Origin of the sequence: Vibrio coralliirubri (assembly GCF_024347375.1) — a bacterium.
GTDB lineage: Bacteria > Pseudomonadota > Gammaproteobacteria > Enterobacterales > Vibrionaceae > Vibrio > Vibrio coralliirubri.
The window spans coordinates 2,562,163-2,583,881 of record NZ_AP025470.1 but is presented as its reverse complement, the minus strand read 5'-3'; the positions used below and the strand labels follow the sequence as shown (position 1 = coordinate 2,583,881).

Annotated in this window: 18 protein-coding genes; 17 read left to right on the top strand and 1 reads right to left on the bottom strand. The window is 42.1% G+C overall.

From position 1 onward, the window contains the following. The 8 genes from OCV20_RS11750 (at window position 1) to OCV20_RS11715 (ending at window position 8,736) form a co-directional block, all read left to right on the top strand. Complete coding sequence (locus tag OCV20_RS11750) at window positions 1–2,088, top strand: type I-F CRISPR-associated protein Csy2 (RefSeq protein ID WP_086774859.1); 2,088 nt, start codon at window positions 1–3, stop codon at window positions 2,086–2,088. A gap of 6 nt (window positions 2,089–2,094) precedes the next feature. Continuing rightward, on the top strand, window positions 2,095–3,126 hold the full coding sequence (gene csy3 / locus OCV20_RS11745; RefSeq protein WP_086774858.1) for a type I-F CRISPR-associated protein Csy3: 1,032 nt from the start codon (window positions 2,095–2,097) through the stop codon (window positions 3,124–3,126). 9 nt (window positions 3,127–3,135) lie between these two features. Next, on the top strand, window positions 3,136–3,741 hold the full coding sequence (cas6f, locus tag OCV20_RS11740) for a type I-F CRISPR-associated endoribonuclease Cas6/Csy4 (protein ID WP_086774857.1): 606 nt from the start codon (window positions 3,136–3,138) through the stop codon (window positions 3,739–3,741). A gap of 358 nt (window positions 3,742–4,099) precedes the next feature. Continuing rightward, a complete protein-coding gene (locus OCV20_RS11735) occupies window positions 4,100–4,252 on the top strand; it encodes a hypothetical protein (protein ID WP_162838724.1) in 153 nt (50 codons plus the stop codon). 456 nt (window positions 4,253–4,708) lie between these two features. Then, on the top strand, window positions 4,709–5,629 hold the full coding sequence (locus OCV20_RS11730) for an IS5 family transposase (RefSeq protein ID WP_086773621.1): 921 nt from the start codon (window positions 4,709–4,711) through the stop codon (window positions 5,627–5,629). A gap of 165 nt (window positions 5,630–5,794) precedes the next feature. After that, on the top strand, window positions 5,795–6,883 hold the full coding sequence (locus OCV20_RS11725; protein ID WP_086776009.1) for an alpha/beta hydrolase: 1,089 nt from the start codon (window positions 5,795–5,797) through the stop codon (window positions 6,881–6,883). A 504-nt stretch (window positions 6,884–7,387) separates the two neighbouring features. Continuing rightward, the gene (locus OCV20_RS11720) at window positions 7,388–7,897 is read left to right on the top strand and encodes a helix-turn-helix domain-containing protein (protein ID WP_086774936.1); all 510 of its coding nucleotides are present in this window, start codon (window positions 7,388–7,390) and stop codon (window positions 7,895–7,897) included. Then, window positions 7,894–8,736, top strand: a complete 843-nt coding sequence (locus OCV20_RS11715; RefSeq protein WP_108721729.1) for an IS3 family transposase — start codon at window positions 7,894–7,896, stop codon at window positions 8,734–8,736. The genes OCV20_RS11720 and OCV20_RS11715 overlap by 4 nt, the downstream gene beginning before the upstream one ends. A gap of 192 nt (window positions 8,737–8,928) precedes the next feature. On the opposite strand, the gene OCV20_RS11710 is transcribed toward OCV20_RS11715, so the two are convergent. Continuing rightward, window positions 8,929–9,690: a transporter substrate-binding domain-containing protein gene (locus tag OCV20_RS11710; protein WP_086775065.1), complete on the bottom strand. Its 762-nt coding sequence runs from the start codon at window positions 9,688–9,690 to the stop codon at window positions 8,929–8,931. A gap of 563 nt (window positions 9,691–10,253) precedes the next feature. Here OCV20_RS11710 and OCV20_RS11705 point away from each other — a divergent pair. Genes OCV20_RS11705 through OCV20_RS11665 form a run of 9 tightly spaced genes read left to right on the top strand, consistent with a single transcriptional unit; the run spans window position 10,254 to window position 21,694 of the window. Beyond that, a complete protein-coding gene (locus OCV20_RS11705) occupies window positions 10,254–11,669 on the top strand; it encodes an undecaprenyl-phosphate glucose phosphotransferase (protein WP_086775064.1) in 1,416 nt (471 codons plus the stop codon). Next, window positions 11,653–12,957 (top strand): outer membrane beta-barrel protein, encoded by a 1,305-nt coding sequence (locus tag OCV20_RS11700; protein WP_086775063.1) that lies wholly within the window; start codon window positions 11,653–11,655, stop codon window positions 12,955–12,957. The genes OCV20_RS11705 and OCV20_RS11700 overlap by 17 nt, the downstream gene beginning before the upstream one ends. A gap of 2 nt (window positions 12,958–12,959) precedes the next feature. Continuing rightward, window positions 12,960–13,571, top strand: a complete 612-nt coding sequence (locus tag OCV20_RS11695; RefSeq protein ID WP_238382877.1) for a polysaccharide biosynthesis/export family protein — start codon at window positions 12,960–12,962, stop codon at window positions 13,569–13,571. 13 nt (window positions 13,572–13,584) lie between these two features. Further along, window positions 13,585–15,804, top strand: coding sequence for an exopolysaccharide transport family protein (locus tag OCV20_RS11690; protein ID WP_086775062.1), 2,220 nt, complete (start codon window positions 13,585–13,587; stop codon window positions 15,802–15,804). Further along, window positions 15,804–17,015, top strand: coding sequence for a lipopolysaccharide biosynthesis protein (locus OCV20_RS11685; protein ID WP_086775061.1), 1,212 nt, complete (start codon window positions 15,804–15,806; stop codon window positions 17,013–17,015). The genes OCV20_RS11690 and OCV20_RS11685 overlap by 1 nt, the downstream gene beginning before the upstream one ends. Beyond that, a complete protein-coding gene (locus OCV20_RS11680) occupies window positions 17,012–18,388 on the top strand; it encodes a capsular biosynthesis protein (protein ID WP_086775060.1) in 1,377 nt (458 codons plus the stop codon). Before OCV20_RS11685 ends, OCV20_RS11680 begins: the two co-directional genes overlap by 4 nt. Beyond that, window positions 18,385–19,383, top strand: coding sequence for a glycosyltransferase family 2 protein (locus tag OCV20_RS11675; protein WP_086775059.1), 999 nt, complete (start codon window positions 18,385–18,387; stop codon window positions 19,381–19,383). Before OCV20_RS11680 ends, OCV20_RS11675 begins: the two co-directional genes overlap by 4 nt. Further along, a complete protein-coding gene (locus OCV20_RS11670) occupies window positions 19,380–20,591 on the top strand; it encodes a glycosyltransferase family 4 protein (protein WP_086775058.1) in 1,212 nt (403 codons plus the stop codon). The genes OCV20_RS11675 and OCV20_RS11670 overlap by 4 nt, the downstream gene beginning before the upstream one ends. Then, a complete protein-coding gene (locus tag OCV20_RS11665; RefSeq protein ID WP_086775057.1) occupies window positions 20,588–21,694 on the top strand; it encodes a glycosyltransferase family 4 protein in 1,107 nt (368 codons plus the stop codon). Before OCV20_RS11670 ends, OCV20_RS11665 begins: the two co-directional genes overlap by 4 nt. Window positions 21,695–21,719 lie beyond the last annotated feature (25 nt).

The following is a 21,719-nucleotide window of genomic DNA, read 5'->3' as shown; positions in this document are numbered from 1 at the left end:
ATGACGAAATTAAGTGACTTATTAGCAATCGAAGACGAGGCAGTAAAGCAGATTACGTTAAAGAAGATGTTCATGCCTTATACGGAAGATGTCTGTGTTGAAGGATTTGAAAAAGAAGCGTTAACGATTTTGCTCAATCTCAGTTCAAGCCATCGATCAGATAGATGCTCGGATTGGTTGGATGTTGCTCGTGCTAAAAGGCATTTAAAAGCGGCTGAGAACCTAGAGGCATCCCTTGATGAGATCAAATGGTTCCACACTCATAACCTTAAGTTTCCAGACTGCCGAGTTAAAGATCAACGGATAATTGCACAACCTCTTGCTACAACCGAGGCGTTTATCTCAAGCTCAGTATTAGAGCAAAGCTTGGGGTGGGCGCATAACTCTGCAGTGTATCGCCATACATTGTGGTTATTGAATCCTTTCCGCTGGCAATCACAGTCCGTGAGTCTTCTTTCACTTGTTCAGCAAGAAACCCCTGTTTGGGTTGAACTGCTCAAAGAATTTGGTTTAGGTGCTAATTCACTTGCTCGCTTAAAACATACAATTGAAGAACAACTTCCTGAAAATAGTTTTCCTGACAGTGTCAGCACTTACAGCAAGCAACTGCGGTTTCCATGGGAGGATGATTATGTCTCGGTCACCCCTGTGGTCAGTTATGCTATTCAGAGCGAGTTAGAGGTGAGATCGAGAAGTCGAGAAAGTAAGCTCAGCTTTGTGTCTTCGTCATTGCCAAACTCGGCAAGTATCGGGAATCTGTGTGGCAGTTTAGGTGGGCATATGAAAGTCCTAAACTATCCGCTAGACGTCAAACCAGCGTTGGATGGGACGTTAACTGAAAGTCGCAAAAAGAGTGGCCACTACTTTGATGACTATCAGGTAACTAACGCTAAAATTTGTCAGGTGTTAAACCACTTAATTGGATCAGAACCATCAAAAACACAGAAGCAAAGAGAGAGCGCTCGTAAGGTTAGAAGTAAGATATTGCGAAAGCAGATAGCCCTGTGGATGCTTCCATTAATTGAGTTAAGAGATATCGTTGACGCTGCCCCCAACCAACAGCAATTGGAACATGATGACACTTTAGCTCAAGCCTTTTTGACCCGACCAGAAGCGGATCTAGGCTCCTTAGCTAGTGAGTTTAACCGTCGCTTGCATCTCACGTTTCAGAATAACAAGTATGCCGCGAAGTTTGCCTATCACCCTAAGCTTATGCAGGTCGTCAAAGCCCAAATCGTATGGGTACTTGAACAAATCAGTAAACCAAATGGCAATGAAGATAAGGTAACGGGTGAGCAGTATATCTATTTGTCATCAATGAGAGTGCAAGATGCGGTCGCAATGAGTAGCCCATATCTGTGTGGTGCTCCTTCTTTGACTGCTATTTGGGGGTTCATGCACCATTACCAAAGAGAGTTTAATAAGCTAGTTAATTGTGATTCCCCGTTTGAGTTTTCGAGTTTCTCTTTTTATGTTCGAAGCGAGAAGATTCAACCGACAGCGAAGCTTACCGAACCCAACTCAGTCGCGAAAGCGCGAACGGTTTCGAACGCTAAGCGACCAACCATTCGTAGTGAACGATTGGCGGACCTAGAAATAGACTTAGTTATCGGAGTCCATAGCGACAGCCGAATTTCAGATTTTAAGTCCGCGCTTAAAACGGCACTTCCCGTTGCTTTCGCCGGAGGGGCATTATACCAACCACAGCTATCGACGCAGATTGAGTGGCTAAGGACATTTACCAGCAGGAGTGAGCTTTTCCACGTCATAAAAGGGTTACCAGCATACGGGCGATGGTTATATCCAAGTGAAAACCAGCCGAGTGATTTTGATGAGCTAGAGCGTTTTATTACTAAAGACGCTGATAATTTGCCAGTTTCTATTGGCTACCATTTGTTAGAACAACCAACTAAACGGGGCAACTCAATCACCAGTTGTCACGCTTATGCAGAGAATGCGATAGGGCTTGCTCAGCGAGTAAACCCGATAGAAGTGCGTTTTAGTGGAAGAGATCACTTTTTAAACCACGCCTTTTGGTCGATAGAATACAGTAGCGAAACTATTCTTATAAAAAACTATAGGGATTAATCGTTTATGGAACTTTGCACTCAGCTGAACTACGTTCGATCACTCTCTGCTGGCAAAGCATATTTTTACTATCTATCTAAAAGTGGTGAGATGTGTCCCCTTGAAATTGATAGAACTAGGTTGCGCGCACCAAAAGGTGCTTATGCAGAAGCGTATAAAGGGGGCAAGTTCGTAGCAAAGAGTGTTGCTCCACAAGATTTAGCTTACTCTAACCCTCAGTTCATCGAAGAGTGTTACGTAAAGCCTGGTGTTGATGATATCTACTGTGCATTCCCTCTTCGAATTCGAGCCAATTCTCTAACCCCAGATATCTGTAGTGGCGATGAAGTGCGCAGTAAACTCTCGTTACTAGCAACAACTTATAATGAGCTTAATGGTTATCAGGAGCTCGCTCAACGTTACGCAAAGAACATCCTGCTTGGCACTTGGCTTTGGAGAAACAGAGAGTGTCGCAATCTGTCGATAGAAGTGACCACCAGTGATTCACAAACCTTGATTGTAGAAAACGCAACAAAGCTTTCTTGGTATGGTCATTGGGATGAAGCGTCAGCAGAATGTCTAGAAAAACTCACCGCCTATTTGATGCAAGCCCTTTCCGATCCAACCGAATATTTCTATATGGATGTAAAAGCTAAAATTGGAGTTGGATGGGGTGATGAGGTTTACCCAAGCCAAGAGTTTTTAGATAGCCGAGAAGATGGTGTTCCGACTAAGCAGTTAGCTACTGTCGAACTATTGAACGGAAAGGAAACTGTTGCATTTCATGGTCAAAAAATTGGTGCAGCGTTGCAGTCCATTGACGATTGGTGGCATGAAGAAGCAGATAAGCCATTAAGAGTGAATGAATACGGGGCAGACCGAGAATACGTTATAGCAAGGCGACACTCAGCGCATGGAAACGACTTCTACCAACTACTCAGAAATACAGAGAGCTGGATTGAAAGTATGACAGCTTCTCAAGTCATCCCAAATGATGTGCACTTCATCATGTCTGTCTTGATCAAAGGCGGCCTATTCAATTGCTCTAAAGCGAAGTAAGGGATAGATATGACTAAGCGTTACTATTTCTTAATACGTTACATGCCTGCACAAACCGACCATGAATTATTGGCAGGACGGTGTATATCCCAAATGCACTTGTTTATGGTCAATAACCGACAAGCCATGAATAGGATTGGTGTGAGCTTTCCTGATTGGAATGAATCGACAGTCGGCCAAACTATTGCCTTTGTTGCCGAAGATAAGGAGATGATGGTTGGACTCTCTTTTCAGCCCTATTTTTCTTTGATGGTAAATGAAGGTTTGTTTGAGATCTCCAGTGTTTGTGAGGTGCCAGATAATGCGATAGAGGTGAGGTTTACCCGTAATCAAACGATTGGGAAAAGTTTTCTGGGTTCCAAGAAACGTCGAATCAAACGTAGCATGGCGAGAGCCGAATTACTTGATGCTGAACCATCATTACCAGTCACTAATGAAGAGCGGGTCATCGATAGTTTTCATCGAATCCCAGTTTCTAGCGGCTCATCAGCGCAAGATTATATTTTGTTCGTGCAAAAGGAGTTTGTCGGTGAGCGTGTTGCAGCAAACTTTAATAGCTATGGTTTAGCCACCAATCAAGAAAGAAAAGGCACGGCACCTGAGTTACGTTTTTGACCCTCTTTCTAAAGATCTTTTTTAGAGGCTTAAAAACAAGGGCTTACAGAAGTAAGAAGAAAAAGGGTATTTTAGACTTTTGTGATGTAAAACCAGTGGCATTAACGGTTTAGTGACTATAGTTTACAGTGACCTGCCGTATAGGCAGCTAAGAAATGTATATGGGTCATACCATTTACCTGTCAACAGTGTCCTGCCGCATAGGCAGCTAAGAATAGGCCAGGAAGAAAGCAACCTGCCTGCTGAACAAGCAGTTAAGAATCAAAATCATCATGTTTAGGCTTGATGGTTTTTTGTTGGGCATGTTGATATTAAACTGTTAAGACAAAATTTTTCTAAGTAGTAAAGTGAGTATGAGATGAGTGATGTTTTGAATATGGTGCATGAGACAGTAAACGACTTATACGAAAGTGGTGCTGTAGATCAAGCAACGTTAAACCAGTTTGAAAAGATATGTTTAACCGTAGCCGACGATGATGGTGGAGTACAGGAAAGTAAAGAAAGCTCTTAGTTATCGAATTTTGACAAGCCCCTTCGGTAATTAAGCGCTTGATGATCACAATACTAGCTTGATCTCAGCTAGCGCATTTTTGCCCAGAAGCGCCCTTAGACAAGAAGCGTCCTTAGACTTGAAATTTATCCGTGGCACTTTCTAACTCGTTTTTGCCCCATTCGGTGTTACGTTTGGTCAGCTTCTCAACATACTAAACTATCATTTGGCTAGTTTTACTTCATGCCTAGAGCTCTAACTATCTGATCAAATCTCCTAATCCACTACCGTTTATGTTGAACCTACTTGGCGGGCTCATCACGTACTGTCTGAAACCAGAAAAGCCATCGTTGAATATTACAAACACTGAAAAGACGGGGTTAATGGCAAGTGACGTCGGCTTTGTTGCGTAATTCAATGGAACTAAATCAAGAACCTACGATCTGATCAGCTACCTCCACTCTATCTCGTAGTCCTATGCCTAAGCCTCGTTATAAAACAACCAACTGGAAGCAATACAACCGATCACTCATTAACCGTGGTTCTCTGACTTTTTGGATTGATGAAGAAGCAATAAGCGGATGGGCGCAAAGCAAACAGAATAAGCGCGGTAGGCCGCGTCGGTTCAGTGATTTAGCTATCACGACAGCACTCATGGTCAAACGAGTTTTTTCTATGCCATTGAGAGCGCTGCAAGGATTTATCGACTCGATATTTAGGTTAGCCCATGTACCGTTAAGTTGTCCGCATTACACCTGCATCAGTCGTAGAGCCAAGCAAGTTGAGGTTTCATTTAAGACTAAAACGAGAGGAGCGATACAGCACCTAGCCATTGATGCTACTGGCCTTAAGGTTTATGGCGAAGGTGAATGGAAAGTCAAAAAACATGGGACGGATGGCAAGCGTAGAGTCTGGCGAAAGCTGCATATTGCAGTCGATACCAACACTCATGAGATCATTGCCGCCGAGCTAAGTTTATCGACGGTTACAGATGGAGAAGTACTCCCGAACTTACTGAAACAAACACGCCGAAGTATCCTTGAGGTGTCTGGTGATGGCGCTTACGACACGAGAGCGTGTCACGCTGCTATTAAGATTAAGGGAGCTATTGCGCTTATTCCCCCAAGAGAAGGGGCTGCCTTCTGGGAGCGTGGTCACCCTCGAAATTTCGCCGTGGGTTGCCAGAAATTATACGACTCAAATAAGTATTGGAAAGAGCGGTATGGATACCACAAACGTTCACTCTCAGAAACAGCGATGTATCGAGTTAAACAGTTGCTAGGAGGGAAACTGAGCTTAAGAAATTACAATGCCCAGGTGGGTGAAACTTACGCGATGATAAAAGCGTTGAACAAGCTTACTGGGTTAGGTATGCCTGAAACTTGTCGTATTGACTAAGAAACAAGCGAAACGGGTTGGCTCTATCTCTAAATTTAATTACGCAACAAAGCCAGTGACGTCTTAAATAATTGAACATCACACTATTAATAATAAGGTAAGGAAAGTCGTGAAAACTATACTATAAGAACATGTACAGCTTGATTCGTAATCAGAATTGAAGGTATGAAAAATTTTAAGCTAATAACGGTCTTGACAGTATCCATCGTGATGTTTGGGTGTGCTTCTTCAGTACCAGTAGTGACGGAACCCGTTGAAGATAACGAGTCATATACTATGGTTGATGTTTTCTTTGCTACAGATCGCGCAATCGATAATGAAAAAGACGTTTACGAATATTATGGTGCCGAACGCGCGGATGTGACCTACGGTATTACTCAAGTATCTATTCCTCAAGATCATGAAATTGGTGCGTTGGAATCACCCACGTGGTGGAAGTTTGAATTCTCTGAAGATCCAGATAAGCATGTCATTTTACAAAGTATCTCGCAGTTCGAAAAAGAAAATTACTTTGAGAAGTTAAAGGGCAGAGTGGGAGTATCAAGTGACAACGATTTGCTCATTTATGTGCATGGCTACAATGTGACGTTTTCAGATGCAGCGAGAAGAACGGCCCAAATGGTTTATGACCTGAGCTTCGACGGAGCAGCGGTATTTTATAGCTGGCCTTCACATGGGAAAATGTTGAAGTACACGTCAGATGAGGTGAATGTACAGTGGACTCAAGCAAATATTACGGCGTTCTTGAAAGATGTTGTTGAAAAGTCTGATGCTGAAAATATCTATTTGATTGCTCATAGTATGGGAAATAGGGCTCTCACTCGCTCTTATGTTGATTTGATGAGGAGTAACCCTGAATTTTCAGGCAAGGTTCGGGAAGTTATCCTAGCGGCACCAGATATAGACGCCGATGTGTTTAAGAGAGATATAGCACCTGAAATGGTTAAGTCCAATACCCCAATAACGCTATATGCTTCATCTGAAGATATACCCCTTCAAGTATCGCGTGAAGTGCATGCCGGTTACCCAAGGGCAGGGGATGCTGGAGAAAACTTAGTGGTATTAGATGGAGTTGAAACCATCGATGCGACTAATGTTGGTACCGGATTTCTAGACCATTCATATTACGCTGAAGAACGCCCTGTTATTTCTGACATTTTTAATATTCTTCATCATAGTATGAGGGCGTCTGATCGAGCGGGTTTGACTGAAATACAAGCTGGAGATGGGGTGTATTGGAAGTTTAGACGGTAGAATTTATATAAGAAAAATCGCGGTAGTACACCGCGCTAAAATCGATAAAGTTTGATTAGTACTTGCGCCAAAGCTTTCGCTGCGGCGTTTTTGTTTGTAAGGCATGATTGTAGTGGACAAGGAAAGTTGGTCTGCCACATGTAGGCTGGCCCAATGGTTGCGATACTAAAAGTAATCTGAAACGTTAGAATGCTCTATGAGTCGTAACTCACAATTGTCCAAAAGTTTGTTACACACATGTCGATTATGTTGTGATCACCAAGCGATTCTGTCTGCTAGAGGATTAATTGGATCGTGGTAAATTTACTACGTTGAATCTTAGTCGTTGTTCAAATTTGCAGACTTTCGATGCAATGTTATGCGAACTTATATTGCAAATAGTATTGTAAGTCTTTGATGGTTCGTTCGAGTTATGCTGACTTATCTTGCAAGCATCACATATAAAAAGCCGCTCTTTATGAACTGACCCCCAATAGTTGGACACCAATTATTGGGGGTCTTTTTATGTCCAAATATAGCCGAGAGCTAAAATGTATCATTGCTAAGCAATACTTAGATGGCACGTCATCTCTCTACTTAGCAAAACAATATTCAATTTCTTCAAGGCAGATACGGTATTGGGCTCAAGTCTTTGCCATCCATGGTACTGATTCATTTTTACCAACTAATCATGCCGCGACTGCTCAAACAAAACGAAAAGCATTGAATTTAATGTGGACGAATGAATGGTCTCTCACGCACACTAGCGCTGTATTAAACCTCTCATCCCCTGGAATACTCTCTGTCTGGCTTAAACGATTTAATGAGCTCGGTATCAAGGGGCTCGAAATGCGCCAGAAAGGAAGACCCTCAATGAAACAGCAACCTCAACGTACCACTAAGCCTGATAATGAAATGACACTTGAGGAGCTAAAAGAGGAGTTGGTCTACTTACGAACCGAGAATGCCGTTCTAAAAAAGTTGGAAGAGTTGGAGCAGAAAAAAAACCGTCGAACAAAGAAAAAGCGGTCATAGCTCTAACTCTTAAAGGCAAGTACCCATTAAAGCACTTACTGCACACTCTACAGTTGGCAAAAAGTGTCTTTTATTATCAGGCTCAAACGAGCAAGCGCCAAAATAGCTACGAACGTGAGCTGCGGTTGATAAAGTCAATTTATCATGAACATAAGGGGCGATACGGCTACCGCCGTATTCACTTGGAACTAAAGAATCAGGGGTTCGTGCTTAATCACAAAACGGTTCAAAGGCTTATGGCTCAGCTCAACCTTAAATCGACGGTCAGGATTAAAAAGTATCGTTCATACCGAGGAGAGTCAGGAAAAGCTGCTCCCAACGTTCTTGAAAGAGATTTTAGTGCGACTCAACCCGATGAAAAGTGGGTAACTGATGTCACGGAGTTCAAAGTCAAAGAGCAGAAAGTATACTTATCTCCCGTTGTCGACTTGTTTACTCAGGAGGTGGTTGCTTATAGAGTGGCCAAAAATGCCTGCTTGCCGCTTGTCACAGATATGCTGACGGAAGCTATATCAACGCTTAAACCCAACTCAAAGCCAATTATACATAGCGATCAAGGTTGGCAATATCGCCATCGACAGTATCAGAAAAAGGTAGCGGAGAGTGGGTTAACGCAAAGCATGTCGAGAAAAGGTAACTGCTTGGATAATGCTGTTGCTGAAAACTTTTTTGCTTTACTCAAAACCGAGATGTATCACAACCAAAGCTTTGAAGATGCAGATGCTCTGATAGAGCAGATTAAAGAATACATCGAGTACTACAATACCAAACGTATAAAAGTGAAACTAAAAGGCCTGACTCCGATAGAATATCGAACTCAGGCCTTGAAAGCCGCTTAACAGAAATGTCCAACTTTACGGGGTCACTTCATTATGAGCGGCTTTTTGCTATCTGCAGCTTTTTAAATCGTTTCTTCAAATATTGTCTAAATCTTTCAGATTATCCAGTTCAATATTTTCAAAACCCTATCACCCCAAAGCCTGTCAAAAAGTGCAAGCAATCATTGTCTACACTGTTTGAAAGCCACCAAACTATTCGTAAATGCTGTATGAAAAGTATTTACTCGCAATTTTTTGGTGCTGGCCATTGTCGATCAGCTTTTGTATTCCGCTATCGATAAGATCTTTTAATTCATCATCTTGTTTTCTAACAGCTACACCAATACCGCGCCCAAACCATTTTTCTTCTGTAAACTTAGGACCCGTAAAGTGATAGTCCTTACCTTGTTCCGTTTCAAGAAAGCCCGCATTGAGTCCCATAGAACCACCAAACACGCTATCTAGGCGCCCGTTGAGTAAATCGGTAAAGGCTTCGTCGAATGATCCATAACGCTTGATATCTACATTTGGGTAGATCTCGGACAGGTATTTGTCACCAATGGTAGCGCGCTGAACTCCAATTGTTAGTTCATTTAAACTGCCGTCATCCATATTGATTTCACGCCCTTTTTCCATGACAAAACGAGTGGGAACTTTAGCGTAAGGCATCGTGAAGTTAACTTTCTTTTCACGTTCTTCGGTAATTGTCATAGCCGCTATAATTGCATCGTTTTTACGGCTTAAAAGTGACGGGATAATACCGTCCCAATCAGTTTTTGAGATGATACATTTTACTTCTAATTCGACACACAAGGCGTTGGCTAAATCGACTTCAAACCCCTCTAATTCACCATCTTGCGTTGTCCAACTGAACGGTGGGTAGGCCCCTTCCACCGTAAAGCGAATTTGTTTCCAATCTTTTGCGTATGTGAACACAGAGAAAACACTGACGAATGCAACAAGTATCCATTTCATTGGTTATTTCCTTATAGTAATAATGGATACCGATGATTAACTATTTGTTAACAGTTATCAATGCGAATGCATATTGATGTGAACAAAGGCATGCAGATAAATGAGTTTACTTCCGTTTTATTTTTAGAAGCACTGCTAGCGTATTGAATGAGGATAAATTACGTATCTTTCTCAATTCGTAGGCAACACAACTGCAGATGCTTCTTCGCCTGAATCTTCTTTGTCTTCTACTTGGTGGGCAACCTAATCAATCGTCTCCGGAAAAGTAAAAAAGACTTTACACATTGGTTTACTCATTTCTGATGTATCGAACAGCGTTATTAATCCATTGAAAGTATTCTGTAAAATTTTCAAAGGGTGTAGTGTGTCCTTCGAGAAGGGAGGATATGATAGTAGCTAGTTTGATTGATAAGCCGATCGTAAGATTGACGATAAACACGTTCATACACAACGCCTAGTGGGTAACTTATAGTTTTCTGTGCCCACAGAATAAAAAATGGACAAAAATTGGCTAATATCAATTGAATACAGTTAACCATATGTCTCGAGGTGTATTTTCGCGTATGAATATAAAACAAGCCCTGAAAATTGCAGAAGACGGTTATGCTCCCTTGTTTAAAGCTACAGATTTTTTGCTAATAAACCTATCTTTAACAATTATTGTAAATATGGCATTTGTTGATGAGACTGCAATCGATGTTGCAGGGGCTTTCTTCGTCGCGACATTCTTTTTGTTGTTTGGTGAGTATTGCCATTTATACCGAACTCATATTCGCCGACGCCTTGACTCTTCTATTCTTCGTATTTTGGCGACAGCCTTCCTTACCCTGATTGCGATGGAAATCGTTAAATATAACGTGGCGGATTTGGTGGGAAGTCAAATAAGTCACTTTCGTAATGGCTTGTATTATATTTGGTTCGCCAGCGCTATGTTATCAACCATTTTAGTTCGAGTGGTTGCCTTTGCTATCTACCGACAGTGCTTTAAAAAGTACAAAAAGGTAAAGAGAATCGCGATTGTCGGATTGTCACCAGCGGCGCTCGCTTTGGAAAAACAATTGCTGACTTTTTATAGGAGTCAGGATATCGAGATTGAGCTGTATGATGACCGAAGGGAAGAGCGATTTGGGTACATGATTAAGTCTCGCTACGTAGGAAGAGTGGATGTGCTGATTGAAAAGGCACAAAACAACGAGATTGATGAAGTTTATATAGCGTTACCTATGGTTGCGAAAGAGCGAATAATAGACTGTTTAACTCTTTTATCTGATACAACCGTTGATACTTTTATGGTTCCTGATCTATACAGCTATAACCTTTCTGCGTCCCAATTTAAGTCAATTGGGCATGTACAAACGCTAAGTATTTTCGGTACTCCCTTTGATGGCATGGGCGGGGTGACTAAGCGTATCGAGGATATTGTCTTAGCTAGCCTCATTTTGTTACTTATTACGCCTGTTCTTTGCGCTGTGGCAATCGGAGTCAAACTCAGTTCTAAAGGTCCCATCTTGTTTAAACAAGATCGCTATGGTCTGGGTGGTAAAAAGATAAAAGTATGGAAATTTCGCTCTATGAATGTGATGGAGAATGGTGATGATTTTAAGCAGGCAACTCAATCGGATCCCAGAGTGACTAAGTTTGGTGCGTTTATTCGTCGAACATCACTAGATGAACTTCCGCAATTTTTCAATGTGCTACAGGGAACAATGTCTATTGTAGGGCCAAGACCTCATGCCGTTGCTCACAATGAGCAATATCGAAAGATTGTCTCTAACTATATGATTAGACACAAAATCAAGCCAGGTATCACAGGTTGGGCACAAATTAATGGCTATCGTGGAGAGACAGAAACCGTCGATAAAATGAGTAAACGGGTTCAGTATGACATCGTTTACTTACAGAACTGGTCGCTTTGGTTGGACATTAAAATAGTGTTTCTAACGGTATTTAAAGGGTTTGTTAGTGACAAGGCGTACTAGCCTACTAAGTATCAGCGCTGTAGTTTTATTTGGTTTTGTTAGCCAAGTTTGTCATGCAGAGCTTACTCCCAAGTCGCATATCTCAGTAGCGGGTATCGATGTTCAGTCAGAAGTTGGCGCTGAGTATGGTCAGGATTCAAATGTGACATACCAAGTTAACCCTATGAACGAGATTGAATCAGCTTACACCAAATTAACACCGTACTTGCGTGTAGTAGGCGAGCGTGGAGAGGACCGCTATGTGTTGGTGTATTCTGGTGATTATTCACGCTATGACAGTGCAAGCGATGATGATTACACCGACCATTTTTTAATGTTCAAATCTTCGTTGAGGTTCGGGCTTAAGCACAGTCTTGATTGGTTTATCCAGCAAGATTGGGGGCATGAAGAACGGGGGACAGAGCTAACGGAAGGTTTCAATCCTACTCAATTTACGTCTTTTGGAGTGAATACACCGTTACAAAATCGGTTCTTAAATAGTGAGATACGATATAGCTATGGAGCGCCTGAGGGGCGGGGGAAATTAGACCTTGCGTGGCAGGTTAAAGATATAACGTTTGATGAGTTGGGCGAAGTTCAAAGCGCATCCAGTGACTTCTACCATTATATAAAAGAGCAGGAATGGAACGAAAATACTATAACTGCTGAATTGTTCGACCAGTATTCATCGCGGACTCGTTTTCGATACAGTCTAATTAGTAATCTACGAAGCTATGAAGCAAATTCGGCTAAGGATTCGAGCGAACATTATGCGCTCGTCGGTTTGAAGTCCCAACGAACGGGCAAACTGATAATAGAGACTGATTTAGCATGGTTGTACAAGCGTTTTCCGAATAACAGCGAGGCACAATCGTTCAGTGGTTTAAATTGGGACGCTAATATTAACTGGCAACCACTCAAGCATTCGAAGTGGTCTTTATATGGTTGGCGCAGAGTCAAAGACCCAACGGAAGAAGGTGGTTATATTCTTAACACTAAGGTCGGTATATCGTGGAAACATCATTGGTGGGTCGAGCGGTTAAGTACTACGGTTGATTATGGAAGAGAAGTCGATGACTATCGGGTAGAACAGAATGACAGAAAGGATGATCTAGACGTTGCGTCGGTCACGTTAGGGTATGATTTTCGGCCGTCGATTCGGCTTGAGTTGAACTATCAGTTCGCCCGTAAACGTTCGAACGAGGATGAAGTGGTGTTTTTCATCGGAGATAACTCCCAATCCCCGGTGAGTCGTCAACTTGGCTATGACAAAAACACAATTGGATTGACACTAAAGGTACAGATCTAGAGATGAAAAAAATAAAGCTACTGCTATTAGGTTACTGTGTGTTGATGAGCTGTATTAGTTTTGCCGCAACTGCAAACACGACAGCACCTGAAAAAGAAGTGAAAAATACTACTTCCATGACTCTTGAAAATAGCCACCATCCGGCTAACAGTGAGACTCGAGAGTACCTTTTGGGGCCAGGGGACCAGATACGAATCTGGGTGTATGGGGAGAAAGAAATGTCGATGTCTTTAAAGATAGGCAAGCGTGGTGAAATTAATTTCCCCTATATAGGTCGAGTACAGCTCTCAGGTCAAACGACTGACTCGATAGAGCATGATATTGAAACTCGTTTGAAAGCTGGATTTATTCGTTCGCCAATGGTAACCGTTACTATGGAAGGGTTCCGTAAATTTTACCTTCTTGGGGAAGTTGAAAACCCTAATGGCTATGAATATGAGCCCCAACTTACGGTAGAACAAGCGATTGCTATGGCCGGTGGCTTCACTGATCGGGCTGATAGAGGTGATATTAACATTCGCCCTTCAGGGAAAAAAGAAATGATAAAGAAAGTCGAGATGACACACTCGGTCTATCCCGGCGATGTTGTTATTGTTGAGAAGAGCTTTTTCTAAGGTGATAAAAGTAATGGTAGAACGTGGTAAACCTTTAGAAAGTAATGTTAACTTTGCACCGTTTTTGGCTGCTCTGAAAATTCATGGGCTTAAGCTATTGCTGGTTACAGTAGTAGTAACGGGGTTAAGCCTGCCAGTGATTTGGTCGATGACGGCTAAGTATGTCTCGACTGCGACAGTATTGATTAAAGCGCAACCGGACAATGTCTCTCCGATTGATCCGATCGAAAATTATGACTCTGCTCGCTCACAGTACTATGAAACGCAATTTAACCTAATGCAATCTAGAGTCGTGTTGGTTAAAGCTGTTGAAGCGTTGGAACTACAACAAAATGAAGAGTTTAATGGTTCAACGTTAACTGGCAATGGCGATTGGACACTGTCTCGAGAGCTACGCATTAACCATGCGGTTAAAGAGTTGAAGCGACACCTAACATTTACTTCAGTCCGCTTAACTCAATTAGTTTATGTGTCTTATGAATCTATGAACGCACAACAAGCTTCAACAATCGCAAATGCAGTGGCACAAGCTTTTATTGATTATACGGTGGAGCAAAAAATTGCAAAAACCCAGCAAGCTAAACAATGGAATACGCAACAGCTAGGTGTACTCAAACAACAAATTAGTCAGCAAAAGAAAGAAATAGGCGCATTTTTGCAAAGCGAGGGGTTACTGACCTTCCGAGGTGTTGATGGTTTTGAAACAGAAGAACTTGGGATTATTACCAATAAATTGGCGGATGCAAAAGAGAGGCGCCTAGCTGCTCAAGCTAATTATGAATTGGTGAGCCAATATATGAAAAGTGATACAGGGACTCTCACTTCGTTGCCTGACTTCTCCTCCCACCCTCAGCTACAAGATCTTAGAATTGCACTCATACAAGCAAAACGGAAATTATCTGATCTTAATCGACGATATGGACCTAAACACCTTAAAGTTCTTGAGGCCAATGCTGAAATTGAGGTGATTCACAAGCAAACTGTACGCCTGCTTGATGAGCTGAAATTAGGGCTTCAGCAAAAATATCAAGCAGAACTTATCAAAGAAAATCATTATAAAGCGCTCTTAGCTCTGCATAAAAAAGACTTCTTTGCACTTGCAGATAAGCGTGAGCATTATGATGGCTTGATGGCAGATCTTACTCAAAAGCAATCGCTGTATGAGCAGCTTTATCTACGTACTACTGAGCATGCTCTTAATACGACGTATAGAGAGCAAGATGCACGAATTTATGATCCCGCGGTGGCTAGTGAGCGTCCAGCGAAACCCAACAAGCCATTGTTAGTCGTGATGATAAGTATTATGACAATGCTAGTTAGTGCTTTGGTTGTCATTATTCGAGCAGCCACAAAGCAAACAATAACAACTCTTGCACAGCTGGAAGCAAAGCTTGGATTAATTCCACTAACTGACATGCCTTCATTTACAAGTGAACCGATGTCGACATGGATGTTAGGTAAGCAAATTCGTTCCAACCAATATGCCAACGAGATCGGAAATGGCGCTTATACCGCATTATCTTTAGCTCGCCTAAGTAGTCAGTGTGTCGGTGTCGTATCGTCATACCGACAAGAAGGGGCAACGACGACGGCGTTATTATTAGCTGGTGCGGTCAGTGAAGTGAAACCAACTTTACTGCTTGATTTGGATTATCGTGGAGAAGGCGAATTTACAAGAGATATTATTGCGGACAGTCACTGCAGTACCCCTAAGTTTAACGTACAGGAGCAAATTGCTGGGTTTAGTCATTTGGTGTTTAGCCAATTGAGTTCGGTACAAATAGGTGATGAAAACAAATCTTCATCATTACAAGAAGCACTACAACTCGATATTGAGCAAGTCATAATGCCAATATCACAGGGATTGTCTTATATCGCCCCTGGTACCCTGGCTGAATCACCATTAACTTTTTTTGCTCGCCCAGAGTGTGAATCTGCATTGTTGGCACTTTGTCAGCGTTTTGAATCTGTCATCATAAAGCTTCCAGCTCTGAATGATAGTAAGGATGCACAGCTCCTATTGCGCTTTTTGGATAGCCTGATTGTTGTGGTCAAATCTGATCAACATACGGCGAATGAAATAAAGCATCAATTAAATAAGTTGTCGCCGTTGTTGGACCAGCCAGCTTTTGGAGTACTCAATCAAGTGAGTGATGACCGAGTTGTGGGTGAAGAGTCCCTGCGTTTTATTGCTCAAGGTAGTATGGATTTACTCAATATCGAGGGCTCTTAGTGAGCTTGCTTAAAAGCATTTCCACTATTGCGACATCATCGATATTGTCTCAGTTAATTGGGGCTGGTTCGATATGGTTGATTTCGCATTGGTACGGGATGTCGGAAGTCGGCTCATACGCGTTAACGTACAGTATTGCCTTAATCGGAGCACAAGTTTGTACGTTTGCATCACAGCTGCTATTGCCAAAACAACAGAGTAACGAGCTAGGGCAAAATGTCTCTTTTTGCTTGTTATTTAGTGTTTGTGCGTCGGTCATTTATTCTATGGGCATTGCATGTTTGTTTGACCGTCCCATTCTTCAAACTCTGATGTTAACGTTGGCACATGCATGGGTTTTGATCTCTGAGAATCTACTGCTGAGAGATCAAAAAATGAAGTCACTAGCTTTACAGCGAACATCGATTTCGATGTTAGTGTTGTTACTAATTGTTGTCAGTGAAGACTTGAGTGCATTCTATTGGGCTTGGGGAGCATCGTTGCTAGTGTGTATGTTGCTATGTATTGGTTACTCTCTACCAAGAAATGTGATGAATCTACAGCAATTTTCGCTTTCATCCTTGTTACTGTTTTTCCGTCAGCACAAACATCATATTGTCAAAGTTGGGAGCGCTGAGATTTTGGCGATGGTGAATAATAATTTACCCGTTATCCTTATTAACGTGTGGTTCAGCCCTGTTGTAGCCGGTTATTACGCCGTAGTTAGCCGATTTTGCTTAGCGCCTATTGTTATCATTGGTAACGCTGTAAGAAACTCTATTTTTTCCACTTGGTCTGTCGACTTTAGACGCAATCAGTTTAATTACGCTGAATTTTCCAAGGTGCGCCGGTTACTCTTTGCTATGGGGACTGCGGCGGTGCTTGGAGTTTTCATTTTCTACCCCATAGTGATGCAATTAGGGTTTAGCGCTGAATGGGTCGCTTCAGTGCCAACTTCTCGCTATATGCTACCGTATTTGTTTATGGCGCTAGCGGTGTGCCCATTGACCGTTCTTGAGTTGGTTTATGGATCTCCCAAGTATTTCTTTCGCATTCAGCTTGAGCAACTTATGGTGGTGGTATTGGCTTTTGGTGCGCTGCCATTTTTTATAAGTGATTATGCATACTCGGTTATTGCCTTCGCCCTACTGTCTTCTATTCGATACCTGTTTATTTATTTTGAAGTGAATAAAACGGCTGTGCGACTTCGTCGAACGATGGAGGTTACTTGAAGATAAATAATGGTCTGTTTTTGCAGGTATACACGTTTGTAACGTTAGTTGCTTGTGGGCTAGTACAGTATCTGACTGGTGTCGGCGCAGTGCTTTGGCTGCCATTTGTTGCTGCCTTTGCGATGGTTTTGTTGTTATTGATACAAACCAATTACGAGGTGGCTAAGTTAGATAATATAGAAACAGTACTCACATTGTTGTTGGTGGGGGCCTATACGTTGATCTTAGCGTCGACAGTTCTACAAAATGGGCTGACGGTGACCATTGTAGGTTGGAAGAACGAACTTGCATTGTCGCTTATTTTTCTATGCTTACTATTGGGGTTTATCCGAGAGTCGCAGCTTTACCGCGTGGTGCAGATGCTATATTGGATTTTCTATCTACAATTCCCAGTTATCTTGTATCAGATTTTAGTTGTTGTCCCGCAACGTGTCGCTTTGAAAGGTGAATTTGAAAAGTGGGACTCTGTGGTAGGGACTTTCGGTGGTGACCCTATGGGCGGGGGAAACACGGCAGCATTAGGGTTATTCTGTTTACTTGTAATGCTCCTTAAATTGTCTGAATTTAGGCATGGTGTAGTTAGTCGGCTTAACATGATACTGCATATTGTTGCCGCGTTTATTTTGTGCGTTCTTGGTGAAGTTAAGTTCGTCATTTTGCTTGCTCCTATACTTTTAATTTTTGTTTGGCTGTGTCCTAGTTATGTTTACGGCGTTAGGCAAAAGGATATTAAGAAAGTGCTTCTTATGGTTTGTACCATGGGATTGTTAGTTTTATTGGCAATAGTTGTCCTTGCTGCCTCTTACGCAAGCGCTTTTGATACCGACCCTGACCACAGTGCTTTAAAGGTGTTTTGGGATTCTTTAGAGTATATATATGACTCAAATTACATCTTACCAACGGGAGAATTAGGGCGGATGACCACGCTATTTTTCTGGTTGGATAATAGTCAGCTTTATGGATGGTCTAACGTGTGGTTTGGTTATGGGTTAAATGCAACCAACCACGGTAGTTCGGTAGCTCCAGGTTTCTTGAATCAAATATTTAATGTCCTTCTAGATTCTACGTCACTAAGCATGATGTTGTGGGAATTTGGCGTCGTTGGGTTAGTCCTATTTTTATGTCCAATTTTATTGGCGCTAAAGGTGTCGATGCCCAAGGAAGTGCTAAAACGTGAGCAGTTATCGATGCAAGACATTCAATTGCTCTCGTGGCAACCTGCGTTTATTGCATTTAGTTTTGCAGGTTTATTAAGCTTACCTTACAGCCAAATTTTAATGTTGGTGCCTATGTTGCAGTTCCTTTTCTATTTTTCACTTGGCGGAAGTCTAATCATACGCAAGACTGTTATTCAATCGGGGGCAAGGTTATGAGCTCTTTACCTAGAATCACCGTGATTATAAAAACACTCAATGAACAAGGTGGTATTGCTGCGACGATTAAAAGCGTTCAAAGTCAGCTAAAGAATTATCAATATGATGTCATTGTTGCCGATAGCTTATCTGATGATGATACGCAAAAAATTGCGTTAGAGAATGGCGCTAAAGTCGTGACGTTAATCAACGCTAATGATCGTTGCTGCGGCGTAGGCCATCAACTTGGCTATTTATACAGCACTGGTGACTATCTATTGTTATTGGATGGTGATATGCGTTTACAAGACGGGTTCATTGATGCGGCTATAGCATTTCTGGAAAAAGAGCCGACTTATGCCGCGGTGGCGGGGACGGTTGAAATGGATGAAGCGAATAGCTACGAATTTAAATCTCGCCAACAAAGGCATCACAAAATATACCCTACTGGTGATTGTAGTCATTTAGCCGGGGGAGGGCTGTATCGGGCGAGTGCAATCAATGATATAGGTTATCTTACACATCGCACATTGCATGCCTATGAAGAGGCCGAGCTTGGTATGAGACTCGAACATGCTGGTTACAAATTGCATCGTTTGGATACCCCGTTTTTCCATCATACTTCTTATGATATGCCGACGTTAACGTTACTGCGCTACCGATGGAATCGTGGTTATTTGTTTGCGTCAGGCGAATTGCTAAAGAGCGCGTTTGGTAAAGTGTACTTTCGAAAAGCTGTGAGTGTGGTGCGTAATGAGTTGATCTTTGCTTGCTATCTTGCTTGGTTAATTTTGGCCTTGCTGGTGGGTAATGTTTCGTTGTTGACCATTAGCCTGTTGCCATTGATGCTTTTCTTTGCTGCTAAAGCGTTTAAAAACCGCTCAATAAAGGACGGTGCGCAGAGCATTATTAATTTGACCGTATTTTCAACCGGATTGGTAAATGGTTTGTTGTTGCCCATTAAAGACCCAAATCAACCACCGTCACATAAAGTGTTAGAGCGAGATGTGTCATGAAAGTATTGGTGGTGAATAAGTTTTTTTTCTTAAAGGGGGGCGCTGAAACGGTCTTTTTTCAAGAAAGAGAAATGTTGATGGATCGAGGGTTTTCGGTTATCGACTTTTCAATGGCTCACAATGACAACTTGGTATCTGATTACAGTGCTAGTTTCGTCGATAATGTGGATTATCACGCCAATGCTACTTTACTCAGCGCGTTGAAAACGGCAATGCGGTTTGTACATAACGCAGAAGCGTGTGAAAAGCTATCTGAGTTGATTACTACTGAGCAACCCGATATCGTTCACTTTCACAACATTTATCACCAGCTAACTCCCTCAATTATCAAGGTTGCTAAGCAAGCCGGATGTAAAACGGTGCTCACCGCTCATGATACTAAAATAGCCTGTCCTAGTTATACCATGTATCGTGATGGACACACCTGTGAAGCGTGTTTACAAGGAAGTGTTTTTAACGCTTTAAGATATCGTTGCCAACAAGGATCATGGTTTAAAAGTGGCTTGCTTGTTGTGGAGGCGTTGTATCAATCGCTTGCTCAGAACTATCAATCAGTGGATGTAATAGTTTCACCTAGTCAGTTTTTAGCCAATATCATTCGTCGTAAGCTTCCTAATAATAGAATTGAGGTCATAGTGAATGGCATTGACGAGAACGTTGATCAGCAAGATGTGGCAGATCATCGATATTTTTTATATTTAGGGCGGTTGAGTCAGGAAAAAGGCGTGGCGACAATGGTAGCGGCTTACGAGTTGTCTAATCAATCGATACCATTAAAAATAGCCGGTACAGGACCACTTGCAGACTCCCTATCAGGGAAACAGAGTAAGGTCGAGTGGCTAGGTTTTAAAACGGGGCCGGATTTACATTTACTCATAAAACAAGCTAGTGCAGTTATTGTCCCTTCGGAATGCTATGAAAACTGTTCTATGTCAGTGCTTGAAGCTATGTCGTACGGGAAGCCTATTATCGGCGCAAATATTGGAGGTATCCCTGAGCAAGTTCGAGATGGAAAAGAGGGGCGTTTATTTGAAGCGGGTAATGCCCATGATCTTGCCAATGTGATGGATGAGTTTGCGATACGGCCAAAGCTTACAAAGTACTATGGTGAACAAGCAAGACAACGCTTAGAGTCGCGCTATTCATTGAGAGCACATCATCAGCAGTTGGTCGATTTGTATCAAAATTTATTGGGTGAGCAATCATGAAAGTAACCGTACTAGGGACGCGTGGTATTCCTGATGTATTAGGAGGAGTCGAAACTCACTGTCAGCACCTTTACCCTCTTATTGTTAAGCAAGGATTTGAGGTAGAGGTTATCGCTCGTTCTCCTTATGTCGCTTATAAAACGAGGAGTTATAAAGGGGTCGAGGCCAAAGCACTGTGGGCTCCGAAAAAGACATCGTTAGAAGCTATCGTTCACTCGACTATTGCGGCATCTTCTACCTTAACGGATGGCTCGAATGTGGTGCATGTTCATGCGATCGGCCCTGGGTTAGTCGTGCCACTGTTACGTTTGATTGGAAAGAAAGTGGTATTCACCCATCATGGTCCAGATTATCAGCGTGAGAAATGGGGGAAGCTAGCAAAGATTGTTTTGAAGCTCGGTGAGTGTTTTGCCGTTAAATATGCCAATGAAGTCATTGTCATATCAGAGGTGATTAATGACCTTATTAAGCAATCTTATCAAAGAGATGATGCACATCTTATTTATAATGGAGTTAACCCGGCTAAGTCTCTGCCTGTTGATGTCGTATCATCTATATTAGATCGCTACCAGTTAAGTGCGCGAGGATATATTGTCGCGGTAGGACGTTTTGTTGAAGAAAAAGGCTTCCATGATCTTCTTCAAGCCTACGCAAAATCCAAGCTTGATATGCCGCTCGTACTGATCGGAGATTCCGATCATGAAAGTGAATACAGTCGCTCATTAAAACAAGCAGCGAAAGACACCCCAGGCGTGATACTGACCGGTTTTCTCAAAGGGGAGGAGCTACAAGTTGTATTTTCTCAAGCTAAGTTATTCGTAATGCCTTCTTATCATGAAGGGCTGCCTATTGCACTGCTAGAAGCGATGTCATATTCCTTACCCGTGGTGGTTAGCGATATTGCGCCAAACAGTGAGGTTGGACTTGAATCTGATTGCTATTACCCAGTCAAAAATATAGATGAATTATCACAGACAATACAGAAAAGGAGTGTGATGCCTCTACAAGACTATCAACACTTTTTAGAACGATATGACTGGCATAAAATCGCTGATCAAACGGTGGATGTTTACAATAACATGTTGGGAAGCAAGCGTGACTAATCGTCTTAATAAAAACAATGATACG

What these genes read in the sequence shown, in the direction of transcription:
- OCV20_RS11750 (WP_086774859.1), top strand. Translation starts at nt 1, where the DNA reads ATGACGAAATTAAGTGACTTATTAGCAATCGAAGACGAGGCAGTAAAG.
- csy3 (WP_086774858.1), top strand. Translation starts at nt 2,095, where the DNA reads ATGGAACTTTGCACTCAGCTGAACTACGTTCGATCACTCTCTGCTGGC.
- cas6f (WP_086774857.1), top strand. Translation starts at nt 3,136, where the DNA reads ATGACTAAGCGTTACTATTTCTTAATACGTTACATGCCTGCACAAACC.
- OCV20_RS11735 (WP_162838724.1), top strand. Translation starts at nt 4,100, where the DNA reads ATGAGTGATGTTTTGAATATGGTGCATGAGACAGTAAACGACTTATAC.
- OCV20_RS11730 (WP_086773621.1), top strand. Translation starts at nt 4,709, where the DNA reads ATGCCTAAGCCTCGTTATAAAACAACCAACTGGAAGCAATACAACCGA.
- OCV20_RS11725 (WP_086776009.1), top strand. Translation starts at nt 5,795, where the DNA reads ATGAAAAATTTTAAGCTAATAACGGTCTTGACAGTATCCATCGTGATG.
- OCV20_RS11720 (WP_086774936.1), top strand. Translation starts at nt 7,388, where the DNA reads ATGTCCAAATATAGCCGAGAGCTAAAATGTATCATTGCTAAGCAATAC.
- OCV20_RS11710 (WP_086775065.1), bottom strand. Translation starts at nt 9,690, where the DNA reads ATGAAATGGATACTTGTTGCATTCGTCAGTGTTTTCTCTGTGTTCACA.
- OCV20_RS11705 (WP_086775064.1), top strand. Translation starts at nt 10,254, where the DNA reads ATGAATATAAAACAAGCCCTGAAAATTGCAGAAGACGGTTATGCTCCC.
- OCV20_RS11695 (WP_238382877.1), top strand. Translation starts at nt 12,960, where the DNA reads ATGAAAAAAATAAAGCTACTGCTATTAGGTTACTGTGTGTTGATGAGC.
- OCV20_RS11690 (WP_086775062.1), top strand. Translation starts at nt 13,585, where the DNA reads ATGGTAGAACGTGGTAAACCTTTAGAAAGTAATGTTAACTTTGCACCG.
- OCV20_RS11675 (WP_086775059.1), top strand. Translation starts at nt 18,385, where the DNA reads ATGAGCTCTTTACCTAGAATCACCGTGATTATAAAAACACTCAATGAA.
- OCV20_RS11670 (WP_086775058.1), top strand. Translation starts at nt 19,380, where the DNA reads ATGAAAGTATTGGTGGTGAATAAGTTTTTTTTCTTAAAGGGGGGCGCT.
- OCV20_RS11665 (WP_086775057.1), top strand. Translation starts at nt 20,588, where the DNA reads ATGAAAGTAACCGTACTAGGGACGCGTGGTATTCCTGATGTATTAGGA.